The sequence below is a fragment of the Pseudomonas sp. JUb52 genome, assembly GCF_004341115.1.
Classification (GTDB): Bacteria; Pseudomonadota; Gammaproteobacteria; order Pseudomonadales; family Pseudomonadaceae; genus Chryseomonas; species Chryseomonas oryzihabitans.
On sequence record NZ_SLYS01000001.1, the window covers coordinates 381,110 to 395,613 of the forward strand.

Genomic DNA, 14,504 nt, shown 5'->3' on the forward strand with positions numbered 1-14,504 from the left:
CTTCGACCGCGGGGCTCCTGACCGGTTCAGCGGGGCGGGGAGCAGAAATGAAAAACGGCGCCAGAGGCGCCGTTCGGGTCACACGAGCGAGGGCTATCAGCCCTGCCAGCGCTTGAGTACCAGGGTGGCGTTGGTGCCGCCGAAACCGAAGCTGTTGCTCATGATGAGATCCAGCTTGGCGTTTTCCTTGGTCTCGCGCAGGATCGGCAGGTCGGCGACTTCCGGATCCAGTTCGTCGATGTTGGCCGAGCCGGCGATGAAGTTGCCTTCCATCATCAGCATGCAGTAGATGGCCTCGTGGACACCGGCAGCGCCCAGGGAGTGACCCGACAGGCTCTTGGTGGAGCTGATGGCCGGTGCCTTGTCGCCGAACACGGCGCGTACGCCCTTGATCTCGGCCACGTCGCCCACCGGGGTGGAGGTGCCGTGGGTGTTCAGGTAGTCGATCTCGCCGTCGACGGTGGACAGCGCCTGCTGCATACAGCGGATGGCGCCTTCGCCACTCGGGGCGACCATGTCGTAGCCGTCGGAGGTCGCGCCGTAGCCGACGATCTCGGCGTAGATCTTGGCGCCACGGGCCAGGGCGTGTTCGAGTTCCTCGACCACCACCATGCCGCCGCCGCCGGCGATGACGAAGCCATCACGCTTGCTGTCGTAGGCACGGGAAGCCTTTTCCGGCGTCTCGTTGTAGTCGCTGGAGAGCGCGCCCATTGCATCGAACAGCATGCTCTGGGTCCAGTGCTCTTCCTCGCCGCCACCGGCGAAGACCACGTCCTGCTTGCCGAGCTGGATCTGCTCCATGGCCAGGCCGATGCAGTGGGCACTGGTGGCGCAGGCCGAGGCCACGGAGTAGTTCAGGCCCTTGATCTTGAAGGGGGTGGCCAGGCAGGCGGAGACCGTGCTGCTCATGGTCCGGGTCACGCGGTAAGGACCGACGCGCTTGACGCCCTTCTCGCGCAGGATGTCCAGGGCTTCCATCTGGTTGAAGGTGGAGGCGCCACCGGAACCGGCGATCAGGCCGGTGCGGGGGTTGGAGACCTGCTCTTCGGATAGACCGGAGTCCTTGATCGCCTGCTCCATCGCCAGATAGGCGTAGGCGGCGGCATCGCCGACGAAGCGCTTGACCTTGCGGTCGATCAGTTCTTCGAGGTTCAGGTCGATGGAACCGGAAACCTGGCTGCGCAGACCCATCTCGGCATATTCCGGATTGTGCCGGATGCCGGCACGACCCGCGCGCAGGTTGGCGGAAACGGTGTCTTTATCATTGCCCAGGCACGAAACGATACCCAGACCGGTAATGACGACGCGACGCATGCGAAAAGCCCTTAGAAGCTATCGGTGGAAGTGAACAGGCCGACGCGCAGACCTTCGGCGGAGTAGATCTCGCGGCCGTCCACGCTAACGGTGCCATCGGCGATGGCCAGAATCAGCGACCTGTTGATAGTGCGTTTGATATGGATATTGTAGGTGACCTTCTTGGCGGTCGGCAGTACCTGGCCGAAGAACTTCACTTCGCCAGAACCCAGGGCGCGACCGCGACCCGGATTGCCCTGCCAGCCAAGGTAGAAACCGACCAGCTGCCACATGGCATCCAGGCCCAGGCAGCCCGGCATCACCGGGTCACCTTCGAAATGGCAACCGAAGAACCAGAGGTCGGGACGGATATCGAGTTCCGCCACCAGTTCGCCCTTGCCGTATTTCCCGCCTACCTCACTGATATGCGTGATCCGATCGATCATCAGCATGTTCGGTGCGGGCAATTGGGCATTGCCCGGACCGAAGAGCTCGCCACGGCTGCAGCGCAGCAAGTCTTCGTAGGTAAAGGCGTGTTGTTTGGTCATGCAAGCTCCTGTAGCTGGCCTAGGTCCAGGCTCTGGCGACTCCGAAGGTCGCTCTGGGTATGGCTTCGTGTAGCAGTAGACTGCCGGGGCATCGGGAAAGTCACAGGCCAGCGCCCTGCTCGTTAACGGACCATTGTGCACTTTTCGCAGTCAATTCTCCATCCTGGGCGCCCGCTCGGGGTCGCGCGCGCCCTGGGGCAGCGCGGCGGGCAGCACCGCGAAAGGGGTGTTTGCCCACCCTAGATAAGTATTCCTCGGGCGTTTTCAATACCGTTCGGCCGATGCGCGACAGATCGTGAACGGGTCCTGAGGCCTGCGCGCGGCTACCGTATACTGAGCGCCGAGGCCGCGTGATTGCGGTGAAGCCGAGAGTTTCGATGACAGTCCAATCCCCCATCGCCGTCCTGGGCGGCGGCAGTTTCGGTACCGCCCTGGCCAATCTGGTCGCCGAGAACGGGCTGCCGGTACGTCTGTGGATGCGCGATCCGCAACAAGCCGAGACCATCCGCCGCGAGCGCGAGAATCCGCGCTATCTGAAGGGTATCAAGGTGCACGCCGCGGTCGAGGCCACCAGTGACCTGCAGGGCGCCATCCAGGGCTGCGAGCTGATCCTGGTGGCGCTGCCATCGAGCGCGCTGCGTCAGGCCCTGGCACCCATCGCCCAGCAACTGGAGGGGCGTTTCCTCGTCAGTACCACCAAGGGCATCGAGGCGCATTCCTTCATGCTGATGAGCGAGATCCTCGCGGAGATCGTGCCGCGGGCGCGCATCGGCATCATCTCCGGGCCCAATCTTGCCCGCGAGATCGCCGAGCACCAGCTCACCGCCACCGTGGTGGCCAGCGAGGACGAGGCCGTGTGCCGGCGGGTCCAGGCGGCGCTGCATGGTCGCACCTTCCGTGTCTATGCCAGTGCCGACCGCCTCGGCGTGGAACTGGCCGGCGCCCTGAAGAACGTCTACGCCATCATCGCCGGCATGGCCGCGGCCCTGGCGATGGGCGAGAACACCCGCAGCATGCTGATCACCCGGGCCCTGGCCGAGATGACCCGCTTCGCCGTGCAGCGCGGCGCCAATCCCATCACCTACCTGGGCCTGGCCGGGGTAGGGGACCTGATCGTGACCTGCTCGTCGGAGAAGAGCCGCAACTACCGGGTCGGCCATGCCCTGGGCCGCGGACTGACCCTGGACGAGGCGGTGGCCCAGATCGGCGAGACCGCGGAGGGCGTCAACACCCTGCGCGTGCTCAAGGAAAAGGCGGACGAGCTGGGCGTCTACATGCCCCTGGTCAATGGCCTCTATGCGATCCTGTTCGAGGGCCGCAGCCTGGGGCAGGTGATCGAGGCCCTGATGGGCGGTGAGCCCAAGACCGATGTCGATGTGGCGGACGCCCCTTTTAATTGAGCCGCTACACTGTCTGAAAAGAGGAATTCCCATGTCCCAACCTGAACATTCCCGCGAGCTGCTAGGCCTGCGCCTGATCTGGATGCTGCTGTTCCTGTTCGTCTGGCTGGGCGCGCAGTACGTGCTGGCGGTGGTGGTGCTGGTGCAACTGGTGGTGCGCCTGATCAAGGGCGAAGCCAATCCCGGTCTGACCGCCTTTGGCGCGGCCTTGGGCAGCTATCTGGCGCAGATCGTCCGCTTCGGCACCTTCGCCAGCGAAGTGAAGCCCTGGCCCTTCGCCGACTGGCCGCCCACCGAGCAGGCCGACGACCGTTCCGCCACCGCGCCATGAAGTTATGGCTGCTGCGGCATGGCGAAGCCGAGGCGCGGGCCCCTAGTGACGAGCTGCGCGAGCTGACCGCGGCCGGTCGCGCCGAGGTGTTGCGCAGCGCCCTGCAGCTGCAGGATGCAAGGCTGCAGCTCATCCTGGCCAGTCCCTACGTGCGTGCGCAGCAGACGGCGGCCCTGGTGCAACAGCAGCTGGGCTGGTCGGGCGAGTTGCACAGCGTTTCCTGGGCCACGCCCGACGGCGAGCCGGAACGCGCCCTGGCGGAACTGGCGCGACTGGAGGTGGAGGAGCTGCTGTTGGTGACCCACAATCCCTTCGTCGGTGAACTGGCCGGCTGGTTGCTGCACGGTCATCGGCAGGCGCCGGTGGCCATGGGCACCGCGTCCCTGTTGTGTCTGGAGGCGCCGCTGCCTCTGGCCGGCGGTTTCGATCTGGTCAGTCGCTTCCACGGCTGACGCCCTTGCAAGGAAAGTACATGAGCATCTGGCAGACCCTTCCTGATCCTGAGGACCTCGGGCATGCGCTCGAGAACACCCTGGCCGAACACCTGGACATGCGGATCGAAGCCTGGGACGACGGCAGCCTGACCGCCAGCATGGTGGTCGATCGGCGTACTCATCAGCCAATGGGGCTGCTGCACGGCGGCGCCTCGGTGGCCCTGGCGGAAACCGTGGGCTCGATCGCCAGCATGCTCTGCGTGGATCGTTCGCGCTTCTATTGCGTGGGTCAGGAAATCAATGCCAACCATCTGCGTGGCGTGCGCTCCGGGCGGGTGACAGCGGTGGCTCGCCCGCTGCACCTGGGGCGCAGCAGCCATGTCTGGGATATCCGCCTGAGCGATGAGGAGGGGCGCCTGACCTGCGTATCGCGGCTGACGGTAGCCGTGGTGCCCTTGCAGCGGGATGCCTCCCCGGCATGAAGTGCGCACGGGCACCCGCGGAGTGGAAATCATGACCGCCCAGGTGCAAGAATTGCGGCTGGAATTGCCTCATATCGAGTTGAGTGCCCGAGTCTTCGGCCCGGAGGACGGCTATCCGGTGCTGGCGCTGCACGGCTGGCTGGACAATGCCATGACCTTCGCCCAACTCGCGCCACGGCTGCACGGTCTGCGCATCGTCGCCCTGGACCTGCCGGGTCATGGTCTGTCGGCCCATCGTCCTGCGGGCGTCGGGTATGCGATTCAGGACTATGTGCTGGATGTGCTCGCTGCCGCCCGGCAACTGGGCTGGACCCGCTTCGGCCTGCTCGGGCACTCCATGGGTGCCATCGTCGGCGTCATCGCTGCCGCGGCCCTGCCGGAGCAGATCGAGCGCCTGGCGCTGATCGATGGCCTGCTGCCCTATACGACGCCGGCAGAGGAGATCGCCGAGAAACTCGGCAAGGCGCTGCTGGCGGAACTGGAGCTGCCCAACCGGCGCAAGCCGGTCTACGCCACGGTGGAAGACGCCGTGGCGGCGCGGCTGAAGGGCGCCCTGACGGTCAGTCGGGAAGCCGCCGAGCTGCTTGCCGAGCGTGGCTTGATGGCGGTGCCCGGTGGCTACACCTGGCGCTCTGATCCCCACTTGAGGCTGCCCAGTCGAATGAGGTTCACCCCGGAGCAGGCCGAGGCCTGTCTGCGCGCGGTGCGCTGCCCCACAGCTCTGGTGGTGGCCGCGGGTGGCCTGGTGGCGCCCCATGCCGAGGCCATGCGCCTGGCGCGAGAACAGCCGAACTTCAGCCTTCACGAATTGCCAGGCGGACACCATCTACATCTGGACGATGCGGCGGGCGCCCAGGCCGTCGCAGATTGTTTCAATGCCTTCTTTGCCGCCGGCACCGGGCACGACGAATAATGCGGCATGCCTAGCCGTCCGTTCTGCCCGCGCTCCCGCTCCCTGCGACGCCTCCTGCTGATCGGCCTGCTGCTGTCCCTTGGTACGACGCAGGCGGAGGTGCTGCCGGAGATCGCACCCATGGACCATGCCCAATTGGTGCGCGAAAGCGGACCGGCCAGCGCCGAGCGCCTCTATCCGCTGGGGCCGGTCAGTCGCATCGGCGGTCGCCTGCGCCTGGAGGATTCGCTGCAGGTGGAGGGCCAGCTCCAGACCCAGACCTTCGAGCTGGCCAGCGGCCATCCGCCGCTGGCGCGGCTGGACAGCGAGCGCCAGCGCCTGCAGCAGCAGGGCGCGACCCTCCTCTATTGGTGCGAGGGGCGCGATTGCGGTGCCAGCAACGTCATCGCCAACAGCCTGCTGGGCGAGGCCATGCTCTATGGGCCGGACGATCAGCAGGGGCTGCTGGTGCTGCAGCTGGCGGAGTCGCAGACGGTACTGACGCTCTATGGCATCACCCGCGGCAATCGCCGCGGCTATCTGCATGCCGAGCGGCTGCAGGCCGGCCAGCCACTGCCCGAGCTGTTGCCGAGCGCCGCCACCCTGCTCAAGGAGTTGCAGCGCGACGGCCAGCTGCTCCTGCCCGTCCTGGCGCGCGCACCGGAGCAGCGCTGGACTGCCCGGCTGGCGGCGGCCCTGGCGCTCAATGGCGATGTGGCGGTGACCCTGGGCGGCGACCAGGCCGAGGCCTGGCAGAGTGCCCTGCGCGAGGCGGGGATCCGCGCGCCGCGGCTGCAGACCGATGGTAGCCGAGCCGCCGGGCTCTATCGCCGCTAGACGTCGTTGACGTAGCGGGTCCGCCCCGCGCCCAGCCCGAACAGCGTGGCCAGCACGGCGATCAGGGTGAAGAGCACACCCATGGGTGCCCAGCCATGGGTGGCGTCGTGGATGATGCCGACCAGCAGCGGGCCGAGCGAGGCCAGGCTGTAACCCGCGCCCTGGGCCATGCCTGACAGTCGTCCGGCGGTTTCCGCATCCCGCGAGCGCAGCACCAGCAGGGCGAGCGCCAGGCTGAAGGTCCCGCCCTGGCCCAGGCCGAGCACGACGGCCCAGAGCCACAGACTGCCCAGGGGGGCATAGAGGCAGCCCAGCAAACCGGCGAGGGTCAGGCCCATCACCACCACGATGGCCAGGCGCTGGTCCTGCCCCCGCGTCGCCAGCCAGGGGGCGGTGAGGGCGCTGACCAGCTGGGTCATCACCGAGCCCGACAGCATCAGGCCAGCCTGCACCATGCCCAGCCCGCGATCCATCAGCAGGGTCGGCAGCCAGCCGAAGACGATATAGGCCAGTGACGACTGCAAACCCATGTACAGAGTGATCTGCCAGGCCAGCCGATTGCGCCACAGCGAACCGCCAGCACCTCGGCGCGGTGGCGCCGTGGGCGGCTGGCGCAGTTGCGGCAGCCAGACCACCAGGGCCACCACGGCGACCAGGGCCCAGGTGGCGAGAGCAGGTTGCCAGCGACCGTCGAAGGCCTCGGCGAGGGGCGCGGTCGCCCCCGCAGCCACGGCGGCGCCGATGCACAGCATCATGGTGTAGAGCCCCATCAGCTGGCCGGCCTGGGCGGGAAAGTCGCGCTTGACCAGGGCCGGCAAGAGCACGCCAAGGATGCCGATGCAGGCGCCGGCGATCAGGCTGCCGAGAAACAGCCCCAGCGGCGGCAGCAGGCTGCGCAGGACGATACCGCCAGCGAGCAGAGCCAGGATGGCGCCCAGGGTGCGTTCGCTACCCCAGCGGCGCGCCAAACGCGGGGCCAGAGGTGCGAACAGGCCCAGACAGAGCACCGGCAGGGTGGTGAGCAGACCGATGGCGCTGCTGGACAAGCCCGTGCTGCCTTCGATCTGCCGCAGGAGCGGTGCCAGGCTGGAGAGGGCCGGACGCAGGTTGAGGGCGATGAGCATGAGGCTGGCGAGCAGCAGGCCGCGCTGCCAGGGCGTAACGGGGGAAATGGCTGGAGAGGACATGAGCACTGCTAAGACCGGAGAAACCGCCAATGCTAGCGCACCCTGGCCATAACGCACGCCGCTTCTGTCCGCTACCCTCGAACGGGAAAAAATAGTTGGCGGACCGGCTAAAAAATCGCCAGTTCGTCCATCGCCGCACCGCCGCTCGCTTGTCCGGGGTCGGTTGGAGGTTTTCCACGAGGTTATCCACAGCAACTGTGGATTACCGCCAGAAAACAGCCCTTTTGCTTTGGCTGGCGATCTGTTAGGCGCGGCCGGCGCCCGCCGGTTGACGGGCATTTGCTACTATTACGCCCCTTCGCGCTGGCTGTCGAACCAGCGCCACCGCTGAACCGGAGTAACGATGACCGATCCCATTCGCCTCACCCAATACAGCCACGGCGCCGGTTGTGGTTGCAAGATCGCCCCCAAGACCCTGGAGACCATCCTCGCCGGCAGCGGCGCCCAGCACCTGGATCCGCGGCTGTGGGTGGGCAATGCCTCGCGTGACGATGCGGCGGTCTATGGTCTGGACGACGAACGCGGGGTGGTCTCCACCACCGATTTCTTCATGCCCATCGTCGATGATCCGTTCGATTTCGGCCGCATCGCCGCCACCAATGCCATCAGCGACATCTATGCCATGGGCGGCGATCCCCTGCTGGCCATCGCCATCCTCGGCTGGCCGGTCAACGTGCTGCCGCCGGAAGTGGCACGCGAGGTCATCGCCGGCGGTCGGCGGGTCTGCGACGACGCCGGCATTCCCCTGGCCGGCGGTCATTCCATCGACGCCCCCGAACCGATCTTCGGCCTGGCCGTGACCGGGATCGTGGAAAAGCGCCACCTCAAGCGCAACGACACCGCGACCCTGGGCAGCCGCCTCTACCTGACCAAGCCGCTGGGCATCGGCATCCTCACCACCGCCGAGAAACGCGCCCTGCTGCGCCCTGAGGATCGCCATCTGGCGCGCGACACCATGTGCCAGCTCAATCGTCCCGGCAGCCGCTTCGGCCGCCTGGCCGGGGTGACGGCGATGACCGACGTCACCGGCTTCGGGCTGCTCGGCCACCTGGTGGAGATGGCCGACGGCAGTGGCCTCACCGCCGAACTCGACTTCGCCGCCATTCCCCGCCTCGAAGGCGTGGATTTCTATCTGCAGCAGGGCTGCGTGCCTGGCGGGACCGAGCGCAACTTCGACAGCTACGGCAGCCGTATCGCCCCGCTGGACGAAGGCCGCCGCCAGCTGCTGTGCGACCCCCAGACCAGTGGCGGCCTGCTGGTGGCCGTGGCGCCGGCAGGCGAAGCGGAATTTCTCGCCGTGGCCGCGGAGCTGGGCCTGGCCCTGCAACCCATAGGGCGGCTGGTGGACCGGCGCGCCCATGCGGTCGAGGTGGCCTGATGAGTCAGCGTGAGGATGCCCGCGACCTAAGGGCGCTGTTCCTGAGCGATGTTCCCCTGATCGATGTCCGCGCCCCGGTGGAGTTCGCCAAGGGCGCCTTTCCCCAGGCGACCAACCTGCCGCTGATGAACGACCTGGAGCGCCAGCGCGTCGGTACCCGCTACAAGCAGCAGGGCCAGCAGGCGGCGCTGCAACTCGGTCATCAACTGGTGTCCGGTGCGGTGAAGGAGGCGCGCATCCAGGCCTGGGCCGACTATGCCCAGGCTCATCCGGAGGGCTACCTCTATTGCTTCCGCGGTGGCTTGCGCTCCCAGATCAGCCAGGAATGGCTGCGCAGCGAAGCCGGCATCGCCTATCCGCGGGTGGTGGGTGGCTACAAGGCCATGCGCACCTTTCTCATCGAGACGCTGCAGCAGGCGCTCGCCGAGTGCGGCTTCGTGGTGGTGGGCGGCATGACCGGCACCGGCAAGACCGAGGTGGTGGCCCAGCTCGACAACGCCGTCGATCTCGAAGGTCATGCCAATCACCGCGGCTCCAGCTTCGGCAAGCGGGCCACGCCCCAGCCGGGCCAGATCGATTTCGAGAACAGCCTGGCCATCGACCTGCTCCGCCGTCGTCATGGGGGGCAGGCGCAATTCGTGCTGGAAGACGAATCACGCCTGGTCGGTCGCTGCTCCCTGCCACTGGAATTGCACCAGAGCATGCAGCAGTACCCACTGGTCTGGCTGGAAGACAGCCGGGAAAACCGCATCGAGCGCATCCTGCGCGACTATGTCATCGACCTGGCGGCGGAATTCGTGGCCCTGCACGGTCCCGAGCAGGGCTTCGCGCTGTTCGCAGAACAGCTGCGCAAGAGTCTTTCCGGCATCGCCAAGCGCCTGGGCGGCGAACGCTTCCAGCGCCTGTCGGCCATTCTCGAAGACGCCCTGGCCGAGCAGGAGCGCTCGGGCGACGTCGCGGCGCATCGCGGCTGGATCGAGGGCCTGCTGGCGGAATACTACGATCCCATGTACGCCTATCAGCGGGAGAGCAAGGCGTCCCGGGTGATCTTCAGCGGCGACCAGGCCGCGGTGGTCGAGTTTCTGCGCAACCGGCGCTGAACAGCGCCCGGGGTTGGCGGTCTACGCTGCGGTTATCCGGCCGTTCCGGCCGGTTGCAGGTCGCAAGGAGAAAGAGAGATGAAAGCGAAACTGGTTCCCGTCCTGGCCGCTACCCTGGCTGCCGTGGTGCTCGCAGGCTGTTCGGGCAAGGTGGTCAATCGTGACAGCTGCGCCACCCAGACCCGTTCCGCCTGGCAGGAACTCGACCTGGCCAAGGCCGAAGGCTTTTCCGGCACGGTGAGCTATTCCAAGGCGCTGGCCTTGCTGTCCACCGCCAAGACGCAGCAGCAGGTCGAGGCCTACACCGGTTGCGTGAAGAACGCCGAAAAGGCGCGCTTCTACATTCGCGAGTCCCGCGCCGGTCGCTGATCGCTCGGCCCCCTGGCCAACGGCCGCCATCCAAAGCGACGCCGACATAACCGCGCGCGACGGATAGCGGTGGTTTGCTCCGCACCCCCTCAAGAATCGGCTTCTGCAGACGAAAGCGTCGGTAGAACTCATTTTGTCGGGGTGCGGTATGAAAGGGATTGCACGCTATCGCCTGGCCAATTGGCGAACCGCGACCAAGCTGGCGGTAGGCTTCGGGCTGGTGCTGCTGCTGACCCTGGTCGTGGCCCTGCAGGGCGGGCTCGCACTCAAGGATGTCGAGCATAGATTCGGCTCCCTGCGCGACATGGCGGCGATCAATCGACAAGTGATGCAGGTCCGCGCCCTGGAGCAGGGCTTTCGCCTGAGTGGCGAGGCCGCCCAGGCCGAGCATCTACGGCAGGCGCTGCCGGCAGTGCTCGAGCGGCTGGGACAGCTGGAGGCCGAGGTGGGCAGTGCCAACGCCATCGACCTCGACGCCGCCCGCGAGGCCACCCAGGCCTATGGCACCGCCTTCGCCGACTTCGAACGGCTCAACACCTCGCGCCGCCTGGCCATGGAAGGGGCCGCCTTTCTGGTAGAGGGCGCGGCCAACAGCCTGGACATCCTCCAGTCCGGTCTGCTGGATGACGGCGCCTATGCGCTCAAGGATTCCGGTGGCAAGCAGGGCGCGGAACTCCTGACCCTGTCGCAGCAGGTCGGCGAACTCTATCGCCTGATGCTCAAGAGTCTCGACGAAGCCCAGGCACGCGCCGGCAAGAGCACGGTGGACGACCAGCCGCTGCCCTCGGCCAGTGCCGCCCTGGAATTGCTGGCCAAGGTCGAGCCGCAGCTGAGCGATCCGGCCTATTCCTCGGTCATCCAGGACGTCTCCACCAATATCAAGGAATTCATCCGCCGACTTGGCGACTATGCCGCCGCCCTGGCCCAGGAGCAGGTCGCCGGCGCGCGGATGACCAGCCTGGCCGAAACCGCGGTGCAGCGGGTCGATGCCCTCTACGGGCAACAGGAAACCGAACTGCAGGCGATGATGACCAAGCGCCTGCTGACCATCGGTGGCGTGGCCCTGCTGGCGCTGATCGTTGGTGCCCTGGCCGCGCTGATCATCACCCTGGCCATCGTCCGGCCGCTGCGCAAGGTGATCGCCGCCGCCGAGCGCATCGCCCAGGGCCAGCTGGATGTCGAGTTGACGGTGGATCGGGGCGATGAAATCGGCCAGTTGCAGCGCTCCAGCGCCAGCATGGTGGCGGCGCTGCGCGGCATGGTCCTGCAGCTGCAGGCCGGTATCGGCCGGCTCGGCCAGTCCGCCGCCGCCCTGGCCGAACAGGCCCGCGAGGCGCAGCTGGGGGTGACCCGGCAGCGTGAGGAAACCGATCAGGTGGCCGCGGCCATGGCCGAACTGGCCGCCACGGCCCAGGGGGTCGCCGCGGATGCCGAAGCCGCCGCCGGTGCCGGCGATCAGGCCGAGCGCCAGGTCAGCGATGGCCAGGCGGTGATCGGCCGCAGTCTGGCCGGCATCGAGACCCTGGGGGTGGATGTCCGGTCCGCGGCCGAGCGGCTCGACGGCGTGTCCCACGACAGCCAGGCGATCAGCAGTGTGCTGGACGTGATCAAGGCGGTGGCCGAGCAGACCAACCTGCTGGCGCTCAACGCGGCCATCGAAGCGGCCCGCGCCGGTGAGCAGGGGCGGGGGTTCGCCGTGGTCGCCGACGAGGTCCGTGCCCTGGCGCGTCGTACCCAGCAGTCGAGCGTCGAGATCGAACAGCTCATCGTGGTGCTGCAGAAGGGCAGTGGGGAAGCGGTCGCACGGATGCAGCAGAGCGAGACCCTGCTCGTCGACACCCTGGGCAGTGCCGGCGATACCCGGCGCGCCTTTGCCGGCATCGCCACGGCGGTGGCCAGCATCCAGCAGAAGAACCAGCAGATCGCCGCGGCGGCGGTGCAGCAGCGCGGGGTGGCCGAAGAGGTGGCGGTCAATGTCACCCGGATTCGCGACGGCGCCGATCAGTCCAGCCAGGCGATGGCGGCCACGGCGTCAGCCAGCCGGGAGCTGGCCGAGCTGGGTGACGAACTCTCGCGTCTGGTGCAGCGCTTCCACGTCTGATCGACTCAACTACTGGGCGTTGAGCGCCTGGCCGGTGGTGCCCCGGCTGGCCGGGCCGAGCAGATAGAGATAGACCGGCAGGATGGCCTCCGCCGCGGGCACCCGGGCCGGATCCTCCTCGGGATAGGCCGCCGCACGCATGGCGGTGCGGGTACCGCCCGGGTTGACGCTGTTGACCCGGATGCCGGCTTCCGCCAGTTCCTCCGCCCAGACCTGCATCAGGCCCTCGGTGGCGAACTTGGACACCGAATAGGCGCCCCAGCCGGCGCGGCCCTTGCGACCGACACTGCTGGACGTGAAGATCAGCGAGGCCTCACCGGCCGCCCTGAGCAGCGGCAGCAGGGCCTGGGTCAGGGCGAAGCCGGCCTGGACATTGACCTGCAGCACCTGCGCCAGGGCGCCCGCGGGCGTTTTTTCGAGCAGTACCCGCGGGCCCAGCAGGCCGGCGTTGTGTACCAGACCATCCAGGCGCCCGTGGCGTTGTTGCAGGCGCTCCGCCACGGCGGTGTAGGCGGCCGCATCCGCCTGCTCGAGATCCAGCACCAGGGGCTCGGCCAGGCCACCGCTGGCCAGGATCCCCTGGCATACCTGATCCAGCGCCGCGGCATCGCGACCCTGAAGGATGACGGTGGCGCCCAGGGCGGCACAGCCCTTGGCCAGGGCGGCGCCGATGCCGCGATTGGCACCGGTGACGAGGATGGTGCGGTCCTTGAGCAGCTCGGCCGGAGCCTGGTAGTCGAACATCTGAACCTCTAGCAGCCGCACAGCGCGCGATCGAGCAGCGCGCGCAATTCCAATGGGTGATCGATGATGGCGTCGGCGCCCCAGTGCTCGGGGCGGTCGTCTGGATGGATATAGCCGTAGCGCGCCGCCACCGTCTTGCTGCCGGCCGCCCGACCGGACTCGATGTCGCGCAGGTCATCACCGATGAACAGGGCGGCTTGGGGATCCACGTCCAGTTGCCGGCAGGCCAGCACCACCATCTCCGGATCCGGCTTGCTGTGCGCGACATGATCGGGGCAGACCAGGCAGGCCGAGCGTTCGGCCAGGCCCAGACGCTGCATGATCGGCTCGGCGAAGCGCACCGGCTTGTTGGTCACCACGCCCCAGCGCAACCGGGCGGCATCGAGATCGCGCAGGATCTCGTCCATGCCGTCGAACAGCCGGGTGTGGACCGCGCATTGCGTCTGGTAGCGCTCGAGAAACTCCAGGCGCAGGGGTTCGAGTTCGGCACCCAGGGGATCGATCTCGAAGCCGGCCAGGATCATCGCCTTGGCGCCACCGGAGATGACGCCGCGCAGGCGAGCTTCATCGGCAGGTGCCAGGCCCCTGTCCTGGCGCATGGCCTGGATGATGGCGATGAAATCCGGCGCCGTGTCCAGCAGGGTGCCGTCCATGTCGAAGAGGACCGCTTGCAGACGCATGGCCTAGTCCTCGCGCTGCGTGCGCACCATGTAGTTCACCGTCACGTCGCCTTCCAGCTTGTATCTCTTGGTCAGCGGGTTGTAGGTGAGACCGATGACGTCGCGCAGGTTGAGGCCGGCGGCACGGGCCCAGGCACCCAGCTCCGAGGGGCGGATGAACTTGCGGAAATCGTGGGTGCCACGCGGCAGCAGGCGCAGCACGTACTCGGCACCGACGATGGCGAACAGGTAGGCCTTGGGATTGCGGTTGATGGTGGAGAAGAACACCTGGCCGCCCGGCTTGACCAGGTCGTGGCAGGCCTTGATCACCGACGAGGGGTCCGGCACGTGTTCCAGCATCTCCAGGCAGGTCACCACGTCGTAGGTGCCGGCGTGCTTGCGCGCGTGGTCCTCGGTGGTCTCCTGGATGTATTCCACCGGCACCCCGGATTCCAGCTGGTGCAGGCGGGCCACCGCCAGGGGGGCCTCGGCCATGTCGATGCCGGTCACCTGGGCACCACGCTGGGCCATGGCCTCGCTGAGGATGCCGCCACCGCAACCCACGTCCAGCACCTTCTTCCCAGCCAGGCCGGCGTGCTGGTCGATCCAGTTGACGCGCAGCGGGTTGATGTCGTGCAGCGGCTTGAATTCACTCTCGCGATCCCACCAGCGGTAGGCGAGGGCCTCGAATTTGGCGATCTCGGCGTTATCGACGTTGGACATGGTGTTCTCCAGAGGCAAGAAAGCGG

Annotated in this window: 16 protein-coding genes and 1 pseudogene; 11 read left to right on the forward strand and 6 right to left on the reverse strand. The window is 67.3% G+C overall.

The window, feature by feature from the left end; genetic code table 11:
- Nucleotides 1-96: 96 nt before the first annotated feature.
- Together fabB and fabA are read right to left on the reverse strand one after the other, a co-directional pair.
- Nucleotides 97-1,314: a beta-ketoacyl-ACP synthase I gene (fabB, locus tag EC839_RS01900; RefSeq protein WP_027598063.1), complete on the reverse strand. Its 1,218-nt coding sequence runs from the start codon at nt 1,312-1,314 to the stop codon at nt 97-99.
- Between the two features lie 11 nt (nt 1,315-1,325).
- Nucleotides 1,326-1,841: a 3-hydroxyacyl-[acyl-carrier-protein] dehydratase FabA gene (gene fabA / locus EC839_RS01905; RefSeq protein ID WP_007160484.1), complete on the reverse strand. Its 516-nt coding sequence runs from the start codon at nt 1,839-1,841 to the stop codon at nt 1,326-1,328.
- A 377-nt stretch (nt 1,842-2,218) separates the two neighbouring features.
- On the opposite strand from fabA, the gene EC839_RS01910 reads away from it, so the two are divergent.
- The 6 genes from EC839_RS01910 to EC839_RS01935 are packed head-to-tail and all read left to right on the forward strand — an operon-like array spanning nt 2,219 to nt 6,217.
- Entirely contained in the window at nt 2,219-3,241 is a 1,023-nt protein-coding gene (locus tag EC839_RS01910; protein WP_027598062.1) for an NAD(P)H-dependent glycerol-3-phosphate dehydrogenase, read from the forward strand.
- A 31-nt stretch (nt 3,242-3,272) separates the two neighbouring features.
- Entirely contained in the window at nt 3,273-3,572 is a 300-nt protein-coding gene (locus EC839_RS01915; protein WP_132831987.1) for a DUF4389 domain-containing protein, read from the forward strand.
- Nucleotides 3,569-4,024, forward strand: a complete 456-nt coding sequence (sixA, locus tag EC839_RS01920; protein ID WP_132831988.1) for a phosphohistidine phosphatase SixA — start codon at nt 3,569-3,571, stop codon at nt 4,022-4,024. Before EC839_RS01915 ends, sixA begins: the two co-directional genes overlap by 4 nt.
- Before the next feature lie 20 nt (nt 4,025-4,044).
- A complete protein-coding gene (locus EC839_RS01925; protein WP_132831989.1) occupies nt 4,045-4,488 on the forward strand; it encodes a hotdog fold thioesterase in 444 nt (147 codons plus the stop codon).
- A 31-nt stretch (nt 4,489-4,519) separates the two neighbouring features.
- Nucleotides 4,520-5,401 carry an alpha/beta fold hydrolase gene (locus EC839_RS01930; RefSeq protein ID WP_132831990.1) on the forward strand — a complete coding sequence of 294 codons (882 nt, stop codon included), beginning with the start codon at nt 4,520-4,522 and terminating at the stop codon, nt 5,399-5,401.
- A 6-nt stretch (nt 5,402-5,407) separates the two neighbouring features.
- Nucleotides 5,408-6,217: a DUF4892 domain-containing protein gene (locus tag EC839_RS01935; protein ID WP_132831991.1), complete on the forward strand. Its 810-nt coding sequence runs from the start codon at nt 5,408-5,410 to the stop codon at nt 6,215-6,217.
- Here the strand turns inward: EC839_RS01935 and EC839_RS01940 are convergent.
- A complete protein-coding gene (locus tag EC839_RS01940) occupies nt 6,214-7,404 on the reverse strand; it encodes an MFS transporter (protein ID WP_256680899.1) in 1,191 nt (396 codons plus the stop codon). The two genes, EC839_RS01935 and EC839_RS01940, sit on opposite strands and share 4 nt — an antisense overlap.
- A gap of 343 nt (nt 7,405-7,747) precedes the next feature.
- Here EC839_RS01940 and selD point away from each other — a divergent pair, with 343 nt between their 5' ends.
- From selD to EC839_RS24820, 5 genes and pseudogenes are all read left to right on the forward strand, one after another.
- Entirely contained in the window at nt 7,748-8,782 is a 1,035-nt protein-coding gene (gene selD / locus EC839_RS01945) for a selenide, water dikinase SelD (RefSeq protein ID WP_132831992.1), read from the forward strand.
- Nucleotides 8,782-9,882, forward strand: coding sequence for a tRNA 2-selenouridine(34) synthase MnmH (gene mnmH / locus EC839_RS01950; protein ID WP_132831993.1), 1,101 nt, complete (start codon nt 8,782-8,784; stop codon nt 9,880-9,882). The genes selD and mnmH overlap by 1 nt, the downstream gene beginning before the upstream one ends.
- A gap of 78 nt (nt 9,883-9,960) precedes the next feature.
- Complete coding sequence (locus tag EC839_RS01955) at nt 9,961-10,251, forward strand: hypothetical protein (protein WP_132831994.1); 291 nt, start codon at nt 9,961-9,963, stop codon at nt 10,249-10,251.
- Nucleotides 10,252-11,278: 1,027 nt separating this feature from the next.
- Nucleotides 11,279-11,467, forward strand: a pseudogene (locus EC839_RS24815) (HAMP domain-containing protein); the annotation flags it as partial.
- 42 nt (nt 11,468-11,509) lie between these two features.
- The gene (locus tag EC839_RS24820; protein ID WP_372237631.1) at nt 11,510-12,352 is read left to right on the forward strand and encodes a methyl-accepting chemotaxis protein; all 843 of its coding nucleotides are present in this window, start codon (nt 11,510-11,512) and stop codon (nt 12,350-12,352) included.
- A gap of 9 nt (nt 12,353-12,361) precedes the next feature.
- On the opposite strand, the gene EC839_RS01965 is transcribed toward EC839_RS24820, so the two are convergent.
- The 3 genes from EC839_RS01965 to ubiG are packed head-to-tail and all read right to left on the reverse strand — an operon-like array spanning nt 12,362 to nt 14,478.
- Complete coding sequence (locus tag EC839_RS01965; protein ID WP_132831996.1) at nt 12,362-13,096, reverse strand: YciK family oxidoreductase; 735 nt, start codon at nt 13,094-13,096, stop codon at nt 12,362-12,364.
- 8 nt (nt 13,097-13,104) lie between these two features.
- Entirely contained in the window at nt 13,105-13,776 is a 672-nt protein-coding gene (gene mupP, locus EC839_RS01970; protein WP_132831997.1) for an N-acetylmuramic acid 6-phosphate phosphatase MupP, read from the reverse strand.
- A gap of 3 nt (nt 13,777-13,779) precedes the next feature.
- A complete protein-coding gene (gene ubiG, locus EC839_RS01975) occupies nt 13,780-14,478 on the reverse strand; it encodes a bifunctional 2-polyprenyl-6-hydroxyphenol methylase/3-demethylubiquinol 3-O-methyltransferase UbiG (RefSeq protein ID WP_007160470.1) in 699 nt (232 codons plus the stop codon).
- Nucleotides 14,479-14,504: the final 26 nt, after the last annotated feature.